Origin of the sequence: Chengkuizengella sp. SCS-71B, assembly GCF_040100845.1 — a bacterium.
Classification (GTDB): domain Bacteria; phylum Bacillota; class Bacilli; order Paenibacillales; family KCTC-33759; genus Chengkuizengella.
This window is the reverse complement of the sequence record NZ_JAZHSH010000001.1, coordinates 152,944-171,624: the sequence shown is the minus strand read 5'-3', so window position 1 is coordinate 171,624 and position 18,681 is coordinate 152,944. Positions and strand designations below refer to the sequence as shown.

Annotated in this window: 15 protein-coding genes; 2 read left to right on the top strand and 13 right to left on the bottom strand. The window is 34.7% G+C overall.

The annotated features are described in order from the left end of the window. Positions 1-36: 36 nt before the first annotated feature. Positions 37-1,221: a DUF5692 family protein gene (locus tag VQL36_RS00860; protein ID WP_349247494.1), complete on the bottom strand. Its 1,185-nt coding sequence runs from the start codon at positions 1,219-1,221 to the stop codon at positions 37-39. 536 nt (positions 1,222-1,757) lie between these two features. Here VQL36_RS00860 and katG point away from each other — a divergent pair. Beyond that, positions 1,758-3,977 (top strand): catalase/peroxidase HPI, encoded by a 2,220-nt coding sequence (gene katG, locus VQL36_RS00855; RefSeq protein ID WP_349247493.1) that lies wholly within the window; start codon positions 1,758-1,760, stop codon positions 3,975-3,977. A 226-nt stretch (positions 3,978-4,203) separates the two neighbouring features. Here the strand turns inward: katG and rlmH are convergent, their stop codons facing one another. Continuing rightward, positions 4,204-4,683, bottom strand: a complete 480-nt coding sequence (gene rlmH, locus VQL36_RS00850; RefSeq protein WP_349247492.1) for a 23S rRNA (pseudouridine(1915)-N(3))-methyltransferase RlmH — start codon at positions 4,681-4,683, stop codon at positions 4,204-4,206. 419 nt (positions 4,684-5,102) lie between these two features. Here rlmH and VQL36_RS00845 point away from each other — a divergent pair, with 419 nt between their 5' ends. After that, positions 5,103-5,297, top strand: a complete 195-nt coding sequence (locus VQL36_RS00845; protein ID WP_349247491.1) for a hypothetical protein — start codon at positions 5,103-5,105, stop codon at positions 5,295-5,297. Here VQL36_RS00845 and VQL36_RS00840 read toward each other — a convergent pair. The 11 genes from VQL36_RS00840 to VQL36_RS00790 form a co-directional block, all read right to left on the bottom strand. Next, entirely contained in the window at positions 5,294-6,100 is an 807-nt protein-coding gene (locus VQL36_RS00840; RefSeq protein WP_349247490.1) for an MBL fold metallo-hydrolase, read from the bottom strand. The two genes, VQL36_RS00845 and VQL36_RS00840, sit on opposite strands and share 4 nt — an antisense overlap. Before the next feature lie 39 nt (positions 6,101-6,139). Beyond that, a complete protein-coding gene (yycI, locus tag VQL36_RS00835; RefSeq protein WP_349247489.1) occupies positions 6,140-6,859 on the bottom strand; it encodes a two-component system regulatory protein YycI in 720 nt (239 codons plus the stop codon). 45 nt (positions 6,860-6,904) lie between these two features. Then, positions 6,905-8,188: a YycH family regulatory protein gene (locus tag VQL36_RS00830; protein WP_349247488.1), complete on the bottom strand. Its 1,284-nt coding sequence runs from the start codon at positions 8,186-8,188 to the stop codon at positions 6,905-6,907. Next, on the bottom strand, positions 8,188-10,002 hold the full coding sequence (gene walK, locus VQL36_RS00825) for a cell wall metabolism sensor histidine kinase WalK (RefSeq protein ID WP_349247487.1): 1,815 nt from the start codon (positions 10,000-10,002) through the stop codon (positions 8,188-8,190). The genes VQL36_RS00830 and walK overlap by 1 nt, the downstream gene beginning before the upstream one ends. Before the next feature lie 3 nt (positions 10,003-10,005). Further along, positions 10,006-10,716: a response regulator YycF gene (gene yycF / locus VQL36_RS00820; RefSeq protein ID WP_349247486.1), complete on the bottom strand. Its 711-nt coding sequence runs from the start codon at positions 10,714-10,716 to the stop codon at positions 10,006-10,008. 214 nt (positions 10,717-10,930) lie between these two features. After that, positions 10,931-12,454 (bottom strand): M23 family metallopeptidase, encoded by a 1,524-nt coding sequence (locus VQL36_RS00815; RefSeq protein WP_349247485.1) that lies wholly within the window; start codon positions 12,452-12,454, stop codon positions 10,931-10,933. 73 nt (positions 12,455-12,527) lie between these two features. Next, complete coding sequence (locus VQL36_RS00810) at positions 12,528-13,151, bottom strand: hypothetical protein (RefSeq protein ID WP_349247484.1); 624 nt, start codon at positions 13,149-13,151, stop codon at positions 12,528-12,530. 225 nt (positions 13,152-13,376) lie between these two features. Continuing rightward, complete coding sequence (locus VQL36_RS00805) at positions 13,377-14,660, bottom strand: adenylosuccinate synthase (protein WP_349247483.1); 1,284 nt, start codon at positions 14,658-14,660, stop codon at positions 13,377-13,379. A gap of 196 nt (positions 14,661-14,856) precedes the next feature. Further along, positions 14,857-16,218: a replicative DNA helicase gene (gene dnaB / locus VQL36_RS00800; protein WP_349247482.1), complete on the bottom strand. Its 1,362-nt coding sequence runs from the start codon at positions 16,216-16,218 to the stop codon at positions 14,857-14,859. Positions 16,219-16,246: 28 nt separating this feature from the next. After that, positions 16,247-16,690, bottom strand: a complete 444-nt coding sequence (rplI, locus tag VQL36_RS00795; protein WP_349247481.1) for a 50S ribosomal protein L9 — start codon at positions 16,688-16,690, stop codon at positions 16,247-16,249. Further along, positions 16,687-18,645, bottom strand: coding sequence for a DHH family phosphoesterase (locus VQL36_RS00790; RefSeq protein WP_349247480.1), 1,959 nt, complete (start codon positions 18,643-18,645; stop codon positions 16,687-16,689). The genes rplI and VQL36_RS00790 overlap by 4 nt, the downstream gene beginning before the upstream one ends. Between the last annotated feature and the right edge of the window lie 36 nt (positions 18,646-18,681).

The following is an 18,681-nucleotide window of genomic DNA, read 5'->3' as shown; positions in this document are numbered from 1 at the left end:
TGCACATCACCATATTTTCAAAGGTGAATTCATAATCTATACAAGCGCAAGTTTACCTTGTTTTTTCGATTTCATTACACGTTTCACATAAATATAAGCATATGCAGCATTTGCGATTAAACTAATTACTGCTACAGAAAGCATTAAGAAGTCGTTTCGTGGGACTAGTAACTCTACAGACTCTGTAAATCTCGGGAATGTAAAATAGTACATGAACCAAGCTGCTAAAGTAAATGCCCGAGCTTGTAACCAAGTCCCTTGTTTTATAAACATTGCAGGTATTGTACATGAAAGCAACACCATAAATTGAGCAGATGCTGAGCCAGGGAAATTTAAATAAACAAAAACCCAGTTCCAAATATCATAAGCTATAATCCATAAAAGAGGCATTTTTGTCCAAAGCATATCTCTTTCTTTCGTATCTTCAATATATATATCCTTAAAACCGTAAAACAAAGTAGCAATCGATAATACACCCGCTATTCCATTTAGAACGTTAGGTAAATATCCCATTGTAAAATCCTGCATAACTGCTTCTCCAATATTTAGTGCTAAAAATAAAGCAGCTACAAGTTTTGCTGATGTTAAACCACCTAGTTTAGTATATCTCATCAATATAAACCAAACACTAGCACCTACAACTGAATATACTTTTACCCACTTAAACCAATACGTAACACCATAACTTGTCCAAATTGGCAATAACGCAATAGGTAAAATAAAATAAAAAATAATTCCTGCCCATTTTGACTTTCGGAACAGTTCATTCAATCCCATTAAAACGACTAAAATCATAACCCAATGAAATATCGATAATGGGCTATTATGTTCTTTGGCAACGCCTACATAAAAACCATTCTTATATAATAGATCACCGTCTTCAGTAACCGTAAATGGAATATTATCAAAGTCTGTAATCAATGCACCACTATCACTAGTAATACTAAGAATGTTTTCATGAAGCTGCCAAGTTTTTTCTTCTTCAATATTATTTCCACCATATTGTTTGATGACAGTTACTTTACCTTCGTCTTTGAAATTAAATCGATAAAAAAATGCCCCTTCTCCAGACTCTCCATCAACAATCATTTGCCACGTTCCAAATTCAAAATCTTTTGTTAGACCATTTGCTGAAACCATATTGTAAAATGGAAAACTAAACAACAAAATAAAGAGTAGAAAAATAACTACACTTACTTTCAAACGTTCTGGTTTATACATGATGCAGCCCTCCCTATTTTCTATAAAAGACAATCCAAAATTATGATTAAGGGAATCTAAATAAAAATGACTAACTGAAATCATGTTTGTATATATTTATTTTACTACATTAGTAATACATAAAAGATGAATTGAGTTTGTCAAATTGAAGAATTATATATCCAGTATGGATTAATTATTATAGAAATATTCTAGAAATTGTCAATATGATCCGGTTCCATTCCATTAATCATAAATGCCCGACAAACGCGTTAGAATTTCATCATTTCATCAAATCCAACACAAATTAATATTTAAAATAATATTAGTTCTTCACCTGTCTTCTAAAAGTGACTCTGTGGAATAACTTATTATGAGGTGATTAGTCTGATAAACAATATTAAATAGTAAACATTATGAAATACATTACCCTTTGAATCAAACTTTCTATCCATTATAATAAATGGTGATAATTACTAAAATATTCTAACACCTATTTGTGGCAAAATGTAATATTACCTTGGATTAATGTCCAAAAATAGAAAGGAGAATGATGAATGGAGAACAACAATTACCCTGACCAAAAGGAGCACACAGCTGCATCTGCAGGTCAATGTCCTGTAACCCATCACAAAGATAGTGCAATCACGACAACGACAGCTCCTAGAGGTACAACGAATAAAGACTGGTGGCCAAACCAGTTGAACTTGGGCATTCTTCACCAGCATGACAAGAAATCCAACCCAATGGGAGAAGACTTTAATTATAAAGAAGAATTCTCTAAGCTCGATTATGATGCTCTAAAGAAAGATCTCCATCTTTTGATGAGAGATAGCCAGGATTGGTGGCCTGCTGACTACGGTCACTACGGTCCATTCTTTATTCGTATGTCTTGGCATGCTGCAGGTACATATCGAACGGCTGATGGACGCGGTGGTGGTTCATCTGGATCACAGCGCTTTGCACCTCTAAATAGTTGGCCCGATAATGTCAATCTTGATAAAGCTCGCCGTCTGTTATGGCCTATTAAACAAAAGTATGGAAACAAAATTTCCTGGGCGGACTTACTTGTGTTAACTGGTAACGTGGCACTTGAATCTATGGGATTGAAAACGTTTGGTTTTGGTGCAGGACGTGAGGACATTTGGCATCCTGAGGAAGATGTATATTGGGGTTCAGAAAAAGAATGGTTAGCAGACAACAGGTACTCTGGTGACCGTGAACTTGAAAATCCACTTGCTGCTGTACAGATGGGGCTAATCTATGTAAATCCGGAAGGTCCAAACGGAGATCCAGATCCACTTGGAAGTGCCCGTGATATTCGAGATACATTCGAACGCATGGGGATGAATGACCAAGAAACAGTGGCGCTTATTGCTGGTGGACACACATTTGGTAAAGCACATGGCGCAGGGGATGCTTCTAATGTAGGCGACGACCCGGAAGCTGCGACACTTGAAACACAAGGGTTTGGCTGGAAGAGCACATACAAGAGCGGAAAAGGCCGTGATACGATATCAAGTGGTGTTGAAGGTGCATGGACAACGAATCCTACTAAATGGGATAATAGCTACTTTGATCTGTTATTCAGGTATGAGTGGGAATTGACTAAGAGTCCCGCAAGCGCTTCACAATGGGCGCCTGTCAATATGAAGGAAGAGCATTTGGCTCCTGATGCTGAAGATCCATCCATCCGTGTAAAAACGATGATGACAACAGCAGATATGGCCTTGCGTATGGATCCGGAATATGAAAAAATTTCTCGTCGTTTTTATGAAAATCCGGAAGAGTTTGCGGATGCATTCTCTCGTGCATGGTTTAAATTACTTCACCGCGACATGGGACCTAAAGAAAGATACTGGGGTCCAGAGGTTCCAAAAGAAGAGTTAATTTGGCAGGATCCGATTCCAGCTGTCAATTACGAACTTTCCGATGCCGAAATCACTGACCTAAAAGAAAAAATCCTGAAAACAGGATTAACCGTAAGCGAACTCGTGAAAACAGCTTGGGCTTCAGCAAGCACATATCGTGGTTCTGATATGAGAGGAGGTGCGAACGGTGCACGCATCCGTTTAGCTCCTCAAAAAGACTGGGAAGCGAATGAACCTGAACAACTAGAAAAAATCCTAGGAGTCTACGTGGACCTTCAAAGCAAGTTTGATAAGAAAGTCAGCCTTGCTGATTTAATCGTACTGGGTGGAAACGCAGCTATTGAAAAAGCAGCAAAAGATGCAGGTTTTGATGTAACGGTCCCATTCTCACCTGGTCGTGGCGACGCAACCACCGAACAAACAGAAGTAGAAAACTTTGAAGTATTAGAGCCGGTATCTGATGGATTCCGTAACTACCAGAAAAAAGAATACTCTATCAGCCCAGAAGAAATGCTGATAGACAAAGCACAACTACTAGGCTTAACTGCACCAGAAATGACAGTCTTGCTTGGCGGCATGCGTGTCCTCGGCACAAACCATGGTGGTACAGAACATGGAGTTTTTACTGACCGGGATGGTACCTTAACAAATGACTTCTTTGTAAACCTGCTTGACATGGGGATTGAATGGAAACCAGCAGGCTTTAACAAATATGAAGGCTACGACCGTAAAACAGGAGAAGTAGTACGTACTGCATCTCGTTTTGACCTGGTATTTGGTTCAAACTCAGTTCTTCGTGCAATAGTTGAAGTGTATGCACAAGACGATAATCAAGAAAAATTTGTACGTGACTTTATTACAGCATGGGTGAAGGTAATGGATGCTGATAGGTTTGATTTGAAATAAAAAAATTTGAATAAGGAGCACGTCTGATTCCTAGGTAACTGCACCTTAATTGTTATAATAATTAAGGTGCGTTTTTTTATATAAAAATAGCTTACCTTATCGAGATTATTATTGACAAGTTTGAAGTCATGAGTATCATCTAGCAAGTAAACTTCCAAGTAATTCTTCAGTACATCCTTCAGGAAACTAGCATCTTGCAATTTACACTCTCCTTAAAAACCGACAATCACTTATGATACGGTTCCCCCCGATTAATCTTAAACGCCCGATAAACCTGCTCCACCAAGATCAAACGCATCAACTGATGCGGATAGGTCATTTTACCAAAAGAAAGCTTCTGATCCGCTCTATTTAATACTTCATCAGATAACCCCAATGAACCACCAATCACAAAGGTGAGTTGACTACGACCATAAGTCGTTAGTTTTTCAATATTTTCAGCTAGTTGCTCTGAAGACCACAATTGTCCGTTAATCGCTAAGGCAAATACATAGTGATCTGGTTTAATTTGCGTTAGGATACGTTTGCCTTCTTTCTCTTTTACCTGTTTGGCTTCTGCTTCACTTAATTGTTCTGGTGCTTTTTCATCTGACACTTCTATGATTTTTACCTTTACATATGGCTGTAACCGTTTCGTATATTCAGAAATACCTTGAACAAAATATTTTTCTTTTAATTTCCCTACGGTTACAAATTGAATTTGCATGTTCTATCTTCAACCTTTCATCATATGTATATTATATGGACAAGCCTGCATCTTGCAGATGTAACAAGAAAGAGCAATCACGATATCATCTTTATTTTCTAACTGTGAATTTTTTATTTATTTGCAGGAATATGTGACATGAATGGAGTAATTAAATTATTAAAGCCATAATTGACTTGGAACGTTTGTTCGTGTATATTTATAGTTACATTTCATTATACATAAGTGTTTAAATTTATAAATTATATTTAGGAATAAATTCCAAATATTGAGTCTAAAATAAGTATAAATAAACTTACTAGATGTTTTCATTTAGATATTGATACAATAGTATACCCTTAAACGTACACATATCATGTAAGAATGGTTATGGGTCGATTATCATAATAAACGATCCAAAAAAGAGAGGAGTTTGTTTTATGAGTAAAACGCTTTCCCCCTTAGATGAAGTCGATATGATTGCTAAACTAGCCGATTTAAAAGAAGAACATTATAAAAATACATTACTGATTAATTCCATAATGGAGCTGCTTTTAGAAAAAAACATTCTATCTTATGATGAAGTACTTTTAAAAATGAAACAACTAGACACAGATGTACCTCACGAAAACTAACTTATACTTAAATCATCCCATTCAGTAGCTCGATCAAAATATGTATCTTTTAATTTGATTTTAAGCTCCTTTAAGCTTATCTCATTTTCATTTAATACGTTTTCCACAGTTAACCTAGCTAAATCCATTAAATTATGGTCTCTGCTTAAGTGAGCTAAATAAACTCGTTTTGTTTTCATAGAAATGATTTCACATAAAGCCTCTCCTGCGGCTTCGTTGGAGAGGTGTCCTAAATCTCCCAAGATTCTTCTTTTTATATTCCAAGGATATCTTCCCATTCTTAACATCTCAATATCATGGTTTGATTCAATAATAATGACATCAGAATCTACCACTTTATCTTTCACATTCTGACTCATATACCCGATATCTGTAACTAGACTTAATTTTTGCTGATCTTCACTAAAGCAATAACCTACTGGTTCTGCTGCATCATGTGATATTGAATAGGAATCTACCTTTAAGGAACCAAAGTCAATCTGATTTTGTGTTTGTATCACTTTCCGATATTTATCTTCTATTTTTCCAACGGATCTATTTAACGCATCCCAAGTTTTTTGATTTGCATAGATAGGAAGTTTGTATTTTCTTGATAGAGCACCTAGTCCTTTGATATGATCAGAATGTTCATGTGTAACTAAAATTCCATCTAAATCAGCGCAAGATGTGCTTCTTTCCTGCATCAAGCTTCCTATTTTTTTACCACTTAATCCAGCATCAATGAGTAGCTGAGTTTCATTCGATTGCACAACCATTGCATTACCTGTTGAACCACTTGCTAGTACACTAAATTTAATCCCCATATTTGTAATTTTGCTCCTTCAATTGCTATCATTAGATGGTTACTTTGATTGAATAACCTCAACTTTTCCAGTAAAAGCATGCACATAATAAATATCCCCGCTGTCCATGGCAATTCTCCATTTTGGAAATAACACCTGCGGGTTACTTTCAAAACCTTGATAACCTAACTGAATATCCTCTATGACCTCACCTTGTTTCATATAATCCTCTGCCAAAAGATTAATAATTAAAGGAGCAGCTAATACCTCTTGCTCTTCTTGAACCATATCCGGTATGACAATTGCAGCTTTCTGATTGTAGTGAGTTAGCTGGTCTTCTGTTCCGTATAAAGTTAATTGTACATCAAATAGCGGCAAATTTTCATATAATTGATTAAAAACTTTGTAATTCTCATCACTTAATATTTCATCAACCTGATATTGATCAAAGTTTATAATTTCCTGGGAAATCTCTTTAGATGCCCTTTTCGTAATGATCTGATCCATTTTAATTGGATGGGTTAGACCCACCTCATTTAGTTCATATTTATTTTCAAAATCAATTGTAATTTGTTTTAAGCTTAATGTATCTACTGGTATTTCCTCTTCAAGCACAATCCCCTTCTCTTCTAGAAGTTTCCTTGTTTCCTGAATAATTTCGTTGCCTCCAAAGAATGGGTTTAACAAGTTAATATTATTAATCCATAATTGATATCCTAACAATAGATTTAACAATAAAAATGCAAAAATTAAAATAGATTTCGCTCGACCCCATTCCATGTCATTCACTCCTTACATTTAAAACTATAGTCTCTTTTTATAATCTCATTGTATAAGTAACCCAAACGTTCCGTCTGATAATTCATAAGCCCAGAGTGGAATTAAATCAATATATTCTTCTTTAAAAATTGGATAGTATGCTGGAAAAATATTAATTATGTTAAAATCCTGTTCGTATTTATGAATAAGTTGTTCCAGTACCTCTCCACCTTGTAATTGATACGTAGATCTTTGAATGATATCGTTGCTCAGATTGATTAATGACCGTTCGTAATCACTGACTACTCCATTTTGCATCGTAATATCCACGTAACCTAGTTTAAGCTTCTCAGATGGAAGTATAGGAAGAGCTTGAACATTAGGTGCTGGTTTTACATATTGTTGAAACCTGAAAAATTGCTCTTCATTTTCATCAGGAATAGTTCTAATTAAATGAGTTCTACTCCATCCCCCATGTTGATTTACAAATTTTATAGAAGTTAATAAATCATCCATCAAATCAGATGAGCTTTCTACTGGAATCTCAGGATCATAATAACTCATCCAATTTTGATTATCATTCAGTTCTAAAACAATTGCTCCATCTGATATAATTTCTCGTCCTTCACTATCAACTACTGTACGACTGATATTTGGATCAACGAATAGACTAGCAACTAATTGATCTTTTTGAAAATAACTGTAACTCACTGTTAATCTAATCATTTGCAACGGTTCATCAGGTACATAATATATGCCGTTATTCGTATGATAACTAGGTAGGAATTCACCGTAACCGACAAACTCCTGAATGTCCTCAACTTTTAGGTCTACTTTTGTTGCTTCATAAACCTTTAATGTAGAGTTATCGAAAAATAAAGTTCTTATTTCTTGATTTTCAGTCACATAAATCCATATTTTATTAACGTTAGCTTTGCGATTGATACTTTCAGAATTAACCTGCATCGTATTTTCCAACCATTGCACAGGAATCCCATCCATAAATTCTAATTCAATCCCTTGATACTCTCTCATTTTCACCTTTTCAACTGGTGAGATAGTGACAGGTCTGAAGCTTTCAAAGCTTCTTTGTGTAATTTTTTTATAAATATCATTATAGAACTTAAAGTTTGGATATACCATCGTATGCTTGTCATCACCAAAATGTAATATCATGTGTTTTGGGAAAAGCATATTCACTACATTTTCCTGAGATCCATTTAATCTTGTATCAATATACTCATCTTGGCTCACTAGATTAATATCAGGCTTACTATATACTAATAAATAACTTTGAAACAAACTAAAAAAAACTAGTATAGTGAGTATGAGCGATTTTATTTTTTCCATCATTGCTGCTCACCTTCCAGATGAAAAGTCGGTATAACAAAAGTCACTTTAGTTCCTTTATGAAGCTCTGATTCTAAGGTGATTTCTCCACCATGTGCGTTTATAATTTCTTTTGCAATAGAAAGACCTAATCCAGTTCCCCCCATATTACGTGATCTGGCTTTATCCACCCTGTAAAATCGTTCAAAAATACGCTGAATATCTCTCTTAGGAATTCCTAAGCCATTATCCTGAACTGAAATCTCAACCCAATCCTGACCCTTTCTTCTACAGTTAATTTCAATTTCCCCTTCATCAGCTGTATATTTAATCGCATTTGATACTAAATTATCCAATACCTGGTCGATTTTATCAGGATCGATCATGATGGTATGAATGGAAGGGTCTATTGAAAGCAATAATTTAATATTTCGCTGATTTAATTGAAAGGAAAAACGATCAACAACATCCTCTAACGTTTGCTTGATTTCTGTTTCTCTTTTCATCACAACCATTTGATTTGAATCATATCGAGATAAATGAAGCAAATCATTAACAAGTCTAATCATTCTATCTGCTTCATTACGGGTCACACCTACAAAACGTTTTGCAAGATCAGCCTCATTTAAAGCCCCATCCTCTAAAGCCTCTAAATAACTTTTTATCGTTGTTAGAGGTGTTCTCAATTCATGAGAAACATTAGCAACAAACTCTCTTCTAGATTGATTTAGTTTTTCTTGCTCAGTAACATCTTGTAAAACAATAATGGTTCCTGTAACCCCTCTTCCTCGACGCTGAATAGGTGTAAAAGTAACTTTAACTTGTAAAGACTCAGCTTCATCATGGCGAGGTAACTCTATCATGTCAGAGTTCTGTTCTCCTAAAACATACCGTCCAATTTCTTCTTTAGAAGTACCTAGAATCTCTGCTATTTCTCTCCCTATGACATCTTCTTCATGGATATCCAACATTTGTTCTGCACGCAAATTAATGACAATCACTTTACCCTTATCATCTGTGGCAATAACTCCATCACTCATATTTAACAATATCGATGCAATTTTATTTTTTTCCTCTTCATTTGAAGAAAGAGCATCTTTTAGACGTTGTACCATATAATTAAAAGCATAACCTAGCTGTCCTATTTCATCACTGCTTTGAATAACAACTTCTTGATTATACCTTCCTTCAGCTAATGCCTTTGCTTTTTTTGTAATCATTTTAATAGGTTGTGTAATCGTGTTGGACAATACAATGCTTAACATTACTGTAAGAACAAGAGCAATAATTGTCCCTGCTATAAAAATTTGTTTAATATTATTAATCGTTTCGAATAACTCTTTAGTTGAAGCAGAAATATAGATCGCACCAATGACTTTATTATCATTATTTTTAACAGGTTTAGCAATTGCTTTTCTACTATCTTCCACATCCCACAAAGGTACCTGTATCCCATTAATAGCACGAATAACTTCAGTAGGTTGTGTAATTTTTTGACCAACTTTATCCGGTTGATTTGAGGAACTTAACACAATAGCATCGGCATCAATCACTTGGATCTGCGATCCACTAATAGTGCTGAAATTTTCAACAATAGTATGAAAGTCCTCTTCATTTAAACCTGTGTCATCATTACTTGGTTCTAAATAATTTTGAACAGTATTAGATAACAAGTCAACCGTATCGGTTAAAGATTTAGTGAAACTATTTATAAATGAATTTTCCATCGTACGAATAAAATAAATTCCAATCAACTGCATCGCAATTAAAATGAGCAGTACGTAAATAATAATTAATTTAACTTGTATAGTTTGAAAGAAACGTGTTCCTTTCATTCATCAGGAACCTCCTGTTTGAGGATTGAGCATTATATAGCCTAAACCTCTTCTGGTAATAATATACTCTGGTTTACTAGGATCATCCTCTATTTTCTCTCTTAAACGACGAATAGTGACGTCTACTGTTCGAACTTCTCCTAGATATTCATATCCCCACACCGCTTGCAATAAATGTTCTCTTGTCATCACTTTCCCTTTACTTTTTGCCAAATAATGAATCAGCTCAAACTCTCGATGTGTTAAATCTAAAGCGGTATTATGCTTATATACAACATACATTTCTGTATCTATAAACAGATTATTAATTTTTAACCCTTGATTTTGATTGTTGTTTTGATCCACTGATTTAGACTGTCTGCGTAAATGAGCTTTTACTCTGGCTAAAATCTCCCTTGTGCTAAAAGGTTTGGTTACATAATCATCTGCTCCCATTTCTAACCCAAGCACTTTATCTAACTCCGTATCCTTTGCTGTAAGCATGATGATGGGTGTGTTCAACTTCATTCTAATTTCCCTACATACATCCATGCCATCTTTTTCAGGCAACATCAAATCTAACAATACAAGATCCGGTTTTTCTTCGTATGCCATTTTGACTGCGGTATTTCCATCAAATGCACACACTACCTGATACCCTTCTTTTTCTAAATTAAATTTTAATATATCAGCAATAGGCTGTTCATCATCAACAACTAATATTTTTCCAAACATACTGACACCTGCCTTTTATCTAAACTTCAATTTCATAAACAAAAACCGTCACCTTAATGTGACAATTCTGGCACCAGTTCATCCAGTGACAGGGTAGTTTATGTTGAAACATTAAATTTTTATAAAACTTATAAATTCATATGTTATAAAAAAAAGATAGTGGGGCCAATACATATATGCTCCTCACTATCTATCATTATATTTTATATTGTTATTAATTTAAATACACTAGAGGGTTCTTCTGAACTCCATTTTTTATAATTTCAAAATGCAAGTGAGGTCCTGTAGAGTTTCCAGTACTTCCCATTACACCAATTTGTTCTCCTCTTTCAACGTTCATACCTGCAGACACATGAATTGAGCTTAGATGTCCGTAAAGTGTTCTATATCCATTATTATGATCAATCACAATGGCATTCCCATAAGAGCCATTCCATCCTGCAGAAACGACAGTACCTGTATCTGCTGCAAGAATCTTTTTATTTCCTGATACCATATCTAATGCGGCATGAAGCCTACCCCATCTATATCCATAATAACTAGTGATCGAAGGACTAACTAGTGGCCATCTAAAGTTACCAGTACCAGCCCCAGGAACGACCTTTGTTCCTTTTCTTACAACTTCATTCACGGGTTCTATTAAAACAGTTTCACTAATTATTTCTCTTGCTTTCTGATTTAGTTCTCTGCCATCTGTTTTGAATACTTTATAAATAGTTTCTTTTTTTCCAGGTTTTCCTTTTGTAACAACTACAGTTTTTCCTTCTTTCAATGTATTGTCATATATAGGTTCTGTTTTATAACCAATATCTATTACTTCAACTATTTCCTCTACCGTTTCCACAGAAAGTATTGGCTCTATTACTGTTACATCCAGCTCATCACCAATTTTCAATATACTATCTTCACTCAAATTGTTATTTTCATAGATAACCCAGGAAGGTATATCCAACTTTGTAGCAATACAAGATATACAATCCCCCTCTACTACAGTATATTTTTTCTTTACATTATCACCGGTTTGCAAAGAAATAAGAGCAGCTTCAGGATTTTTAATGCTTTCAGGTTGGGTATCAACGGCTTTAAGTTCAACTTCTTCTTTAAAGTTAACTTCTTTTAAAGTAGTTTTGATTTGGGGTTCATCTGTTTGATTTGTTGATAATACAGCAACTTCATTTACCATTTTTTCTATTGGCTCTTTTACAGTATATTTACTTTTAATCTTTTCTAAAATTTGTTGGGCTGTTTCTTCATCTTTAACGATAGCTATAGATTTACCATCTACCACCAACTCAATACCTACAACATGCGACTGCAATCTTCTTGAAACTTGCGCAAGTGCTTCTTTATCTTCACTTACTAGTTTATAACCTGTTTCACTTTCAAAACGAATTTGATCTGAATTTAATTGCACGTCAAAATCGGGGTTTTGATTATTTAGCGATTCCTGTCTTTCAGCTACTAAATCATTTATAGGTTGCTGATCCGATACAGTTCCAACTTCATCTTCCCCAAAATACACATGGTAGATTTGGTTTGTATTTTTATGTATATAAAAATATATAGATGCTATGCTTACGGATATAAAAAGTGCAGCTATAACAATTGCTATGAGCCAGAAATGCAAATTACTAACTTCATTTTTAGCGATGGATACAACATCTTGTATTTTATGATTCGACTTTCTGGGTAAGCCTGGGCCTGTCTTTCTCTCTTTTTGTCCCAATTTTAACTTCATACATTAAGTCCCCTCATATCATTTTCTTTCTACTTTACCATAGCTTACCTCCCTTTATCAACTTATTGATAGTTTAATATTTTTCCAATATTGTGACCAATTGTTTATATTCTGCTTCGTCTAGATGCTCTTTCATTATCGATTCTATTGCTAGTAACTCATTTAAAGTAATTCCTTCTTCCATCATAGTTGATAGTTTCTGAAGCTCTTCTTGAGGCAAGTTGGATATTATCAGAGAAAAAATCACCATTTTATCCTCATCAGAAAGTAAATCCTTGGTTTGTGTAAATGCTTCTGCTGTAAATAAAACTTCATCTGAGACCATATCTTCGGTGCCTGAAACATTATCTTGTTGATTCCATACCTCAACAGCATCGACATCATTTTCTTGAGAATTATCACTATCAAGTACTTCATTTTGTACTGTTTCTGGCTCTGTGTTCTGCTTTTCATGTTCATTAATAAATTCCTCTAACGAAGAGTTTGATTCCTTTTGGGTGTTTGTAAAATTGTCTTGATTCACAAAGTAAGATAACACATCTGATATTTGTATCTTTGGCAATGTATTTTCTGTATCCAATTGACCCATTAATCGGTCAACATATAAATTGACCATAAACCAAGCAATAAATAAAGTTAGAACACTTACTAATATAGTTTGAAACAATGTTTTACTTAACCAACCTATGAATTTCATCTTTATCCTCCTGCCAAAACTACGATTTTGCAACTATACATCACAGTATTGACTAAAAAGGCAAAATTTAATTCCTATATTTCTCAAAACCCTCTTAATTTTTAATTCAATCTATTTGCCAACCCAAATCAGAATGATTTCTATAAATTATAAATTTTAAAAATATGCCAAAAAACCCGACCAATGCCGGGTTTATAGTCATACTTTTATTTTATAATTCTATGATTAATAAATCGGTTTTATTTGATTCGTTTGTTCACGATTTGGTCCAACTGAGAAGATCGCAATGGGAATACCTGTTAAAGTTTCTATTCTAGCAAGATAATCTCTAGCTTGTTTAGGCAGATCATCCAATGTTTTTGCACTAGTAATATCCTCACTCCAACCTGGAAGTTCTTCATATACTGCTACGCAATCGGCTAACATGTTTAAATTAGCTGGATAATGTTTTATTATTTCACCTTTATACTTGTATCCCGTACATATTTTCAATGTTTCCAAACCTGTTAATACATCAATGGAGTTAAGCGATAAGCCCGTAATTCCACTTACCCTTTTTGCATGGCGAACAACAACACTATCAAACCACCCTACTCTTCGAGCTCTACCTGTTGTAGTACCATACTCTTTTCCCGTTTCACGAATAAAATCTCCAATGTTATTGTTTAACTCGGTTGGAAATGGTCCGTCTCCTACTCTAGTTGTATAAGCTTTTGCCACCCCAATGACTTGGTTAATTTTAGTAGGTCCAACTCCTGAACCAATACATACACCGCCAGCACTTGGATTTGAAGAGGTTACAAATGGATATGTACCTTGGTCAATGTCTAACATAACCCCTTGCGCTCCTTCAAATAATACTTTTTTATCCTCATCGATCAAATCATTTAATACAACAGAAGTATCTGTTACATAAGGGCGTATAGTATCTGCATATCCTTTATATTGTGCTAAAATGGTTTCAACATTCAAAGGCTGCTCTCCAAATACACTTTCAATGACTTGATTTTTCTCAGCTACCATTCTTCTTAACTTTTCTTCAAATAATTCTCCATCCATTAAATCAGATATACGAATTCCATTTCGTGCTGCTTTATCCATATAACATGGACCGATACCTTTACCTGTTGTGCCAATTTTATTATCTCCTTTACGTTTCTCTTCAAGTTTATCTAGAAGAATATGATAAGGCATAATAACATGGGCACGGTCACTAATTTTTAAATTATTTGTCTTAAACCCATTTTCATGTATATAGTTAATTTCTTCAATTAAAGCCTCAGGGTGAATCACCATTCCATTTCCTATCACACATACTTTATCATCATAAAAAATACCTGAAGGTATAAGGTGAAGTTTATATTTTTCACCATTAATAATAATGGTATGTCCAGCATTATTCCCACCTTGGTATCTGGAAACAACCTCTGCACTTTCGGCTAAATAGTCTGTAATTTTACCTTTTCCTTCATCTCCCCATTGCGTTCCAACAACAACTACAGTAGACATGAATAATTACCTCCCAGTAGATGATATACCTATATATTGAGTTACTCATATAGAGTAAAACTTGCTATAATTTTAAATTTCCTTTAATCAGCATCCTAAGTTTAGCAATGTAGGCTATTAAAGTCAATAAAAAACGAACAATTCTATTAATAAAAATAAAATTGTTCGGAAATATATCGAAAACTCTATTATCAAATTATTGAGCCATTGCATCAGGTACTTCATGTGATCGATCTAAATTAACAAATTTATTATAGTTTTTCATGAATACGAGCTCTACAGTGCCAACGGGCCCGTTACGTTGTTTAGCAATGATAATTTCAATAATGTTTTTCTTTTCTGATTCTTTGTCATAATAATCATCTCTGTATAAAAAGGCAACAATATCCGCATCCTGCTCAATAGATCCCGATTCACGTAAATCTGACATCATCGGTCTCTTATCCTGCCTTTGTTCTACCCCACGACTTAACTGCGATAATGCAATAACAGGTACTTCTAATTCTCTAGCTAAAGCCTTTAAATTTCTAGATATCTCAGAAACTTCTTGTTGTCTGTTGTCTCCATTACCTCTACCATGAATCAATTGTAAATAATCAATAAGAATAATACCTAATCCATGTTCTTGTTTTAATTTTCGACATTTGGAACGTATTTCAGAAACGGTTAAACCAGGAGAGTCATCAATAAAGATTTTTGCTTCAGAAAGAGCGCCAATCGCCATCGTCATTTTCTCCCAATCATCTTCTTCTAGAGCACCAGTCCTTAGACGACCAGCGTCTACATTAGATTCAGCACAAATAATACGTTGAACCAATTGGCTTGCAGACATCTCAAGACTGAATATGGCTACTGTTTCTTTTGCCCGCACTCCGACATTCTGTGCAATGTTTAAAGCAAACGCTGTTTTCCCTACAGATGGGCGTGCCGCTACAATGATCAAATCATTGGGTTTAAACCCTGTTGTCATTTTATCTAAGTCTGTAAATCCAGAGGGTACCCCTGAAATACCACCCTTATGTTGATATAAAAATTCAACTTGTTCAAACACGTCCATCAATACATCTTTGATCGCAACAAATCCATTATTTTGTCTTCGATTGGAAATCTCTAATATTTTTTGCTCTGCTTCACCTAATAAATTACTGATATCTTCAGAGCTTGTATATCCATTGCTAACGATTTGTGTTGCTGTTCTAATTAATTTCCTTAGAATAGACTTTTCTTCAATTATTTTAGCATAATAATCAATATTTGCTGAGGTTGGTACAGCATTTGCAAGCTCAGATAAATAACTAACTCCTCCCACATCTTCTAACCACTGTTGATCTTGCAATCTAGCAGTAACGGTAACTAAATCTATGGGTTCCTGATCCTCCCCTAAAGAAGTAATAATTTGAAAAATCCTTTGATGGGAGGTTTTATAGAAATCCTCTTCTTTAATGATTTCCAAAGCAGTAATTAATGCTTCACTATCTAATAAAATCGCTCCTAATACAGCCTGCTCTGCTTCAATATTTTGCGGAGGTATACGATCAAAAAATGTCTCACCAGTCATCTTGAACTTCCCCTTTGATCTATTTCGATTATTCTTCTGTCACTTGTACTTTAGCGACTGCTGTAACTTCTGGATGTATTTTAATCGGCACCTTTGTAACGCCCAGTGTACGTATAGGAGAATCTAATTCTATCTTTCGTTTATCCACAACTATTTTCTGTTTTTTTAATTCTTCTGCAATTTGTTTATTTGTAATAGAACCAAATAAACGCCCGCCTTCACCAGCTTTTGTTTTCATTTCTATCGTCGCGGACTCTATTTTTTTAGCAAGCAACTCAGCATCTAGTTTTTGTTGATCCTTCTTTTTTTGTTCTGATTTCTTCTTTTGTTCTAGCTGTTTTACGTTAGACCCTGTAGCTACACTTACTAATCCTCTCGGAATTAAAAAGTTTCTAGCATATCCTTCAGATACATTTTTAACTTCACCTTTTTTACCTTGTCCTTTGACATCTTGTAAAAAGATTACTTTCATTTTAATAACCCCTCTTCCTTAATTATTTCAGACAACACTTGCTCTAACCGTTCAGAGACTTCTTCGACACTGCCTTCAACCTGTGCTCCCGCATTGGAAAAATGGCCTCCGCCCCCCATTCGTTCCATAAGGATCTGAACATTCACTTCTCCTAATGATCTGGCACTTAGCCCAACTTTTCCATCAGGTCGTTCACTTATGACTAAAGAAGCCATTACATCTGTCATATTTAACAATGTATCAGCTACCTTTGCAATGATCAACTGTGAATTTTTGTGATTTGGTTTTGCAACCGCTATAGCAATATGATCGTAAGCAATTTTAGCATTTTTTATAATCTCAATTTGTTGTAAGTAGTCTTGTAAATCTTCTTTCAGCATTCTTTGTACGGTAGAGGAATTAGCTCCATTTCTACGTAAAAATGAAGCAGCTTCAAACGTTCTTGCTCCAGTTCGTAGTGAAAAACTTTTTGTGTCTACAACAATCCCTGCTAGCATTGCCGTTGCCTCTAATTTATCAAGTGATATTTTATCGTGAAAATATTGTAGAATTTCAGTAACTAACTCACATGTAGATGAAGCATAATGCTCAATATACACAAGTGTTGCATCGTTAATAAATTCCTCACTTCTTCTATGGTGATCTACAACAAAAATTCGCTGTGAAATTTGAAGTAGTTTTGGTTCTGGAACCATTGAAGCTTTATGGGTATCCACAACACAAACTAAAGTGTGTTTATCTATGAGTTGCAATGCTTGTTCTGGTGAAATAAAGCTATCTTTTAAAATTTCATGATCTCCAATTTCATCCATTAAAGATTGTATGGAAGGATTGGCATCCTCCAAAACGACATATGCTTTTTTATCACTAAGGCGAGCTGCTTTTAAGAGACCGATGGCAGCACCAATCGAATCCAAGTCTGGATATATATGCCCCATAATCATCACATTTTCACTATCTCTAATTAACTCTCTTAGGGCATGAGAAATCACTCTTGCTCTAACCCTAGTCCCTTTCTCAACTGCATTAGATCTGCCGCCATAAAATGTAAGATTCTCCCCCGCTTTGACGGCGGCCTGATCTCCACCCCTACCTAGTACAATATCTAAACTTGTTTGCATAATTGATCCTAGCTCTATTACATTTTCAACACCAGAGGAAATACCTATACTCAATGTTAAAGGTATTTTAAGATCTGCAGTTATGTCACGGACGGTATCCAATATCTCAAAGCGAGATCCCTCTAATGATTGTAATACTTTTTGATTCATGATCATCAAAAACTTATCTGATGAAATCCTGCGCATATAGAAACCAAATTGATTGGACCATTCCGTAAGTTCACTAATGATTTGAGCTAAAATCAAACTTCTTGTTTTATCATCCATACCTTGAGTTGCTTCGTCCACATTATCCATCATGATAATACCCATAACCAGTTTTTCTTCTTCATGTTTTACTGTTAGATTTTTAAGATCAGAAATGTTTGTAAAGTAAATTAATCTTTCATCATCTTTTTTCAAGATTTGATAATACTCATCGTTGATAAATAACTCAAACTCATTATCTTCTTGTTCTTCTTCCAAAGCAGGAAAAAACTCTAACAAAGATTCTCCAATGACAGATTCCTTATCTAACATTTGTGCAATATATGGATTGTGCCATTCAATCTTTTTTTCATCATCATATAAAAGCATTCCTATAGGCAATTCATGAATCACTTCATTTCCAGCTTTTTTGACTCGATGTGAAAGAGTCATGACATAGTTGTGAAGATCTTTATGAAATGTTTTGTCTGCTCTTATAGATAATAACAACAAAATAGTGCCTATCGCTAAAGCAATGATAGCTATCATCCATTCATAAATGAACAGAACAATAATGAGAGCAAAAAATAAAATATAACTAAATATGGTATGAAGGTTTTGCCATCGATTCATAAGAAACTTCGGCATATCAATATCGCTCCTTATGTTTATTTCAAACTTCTT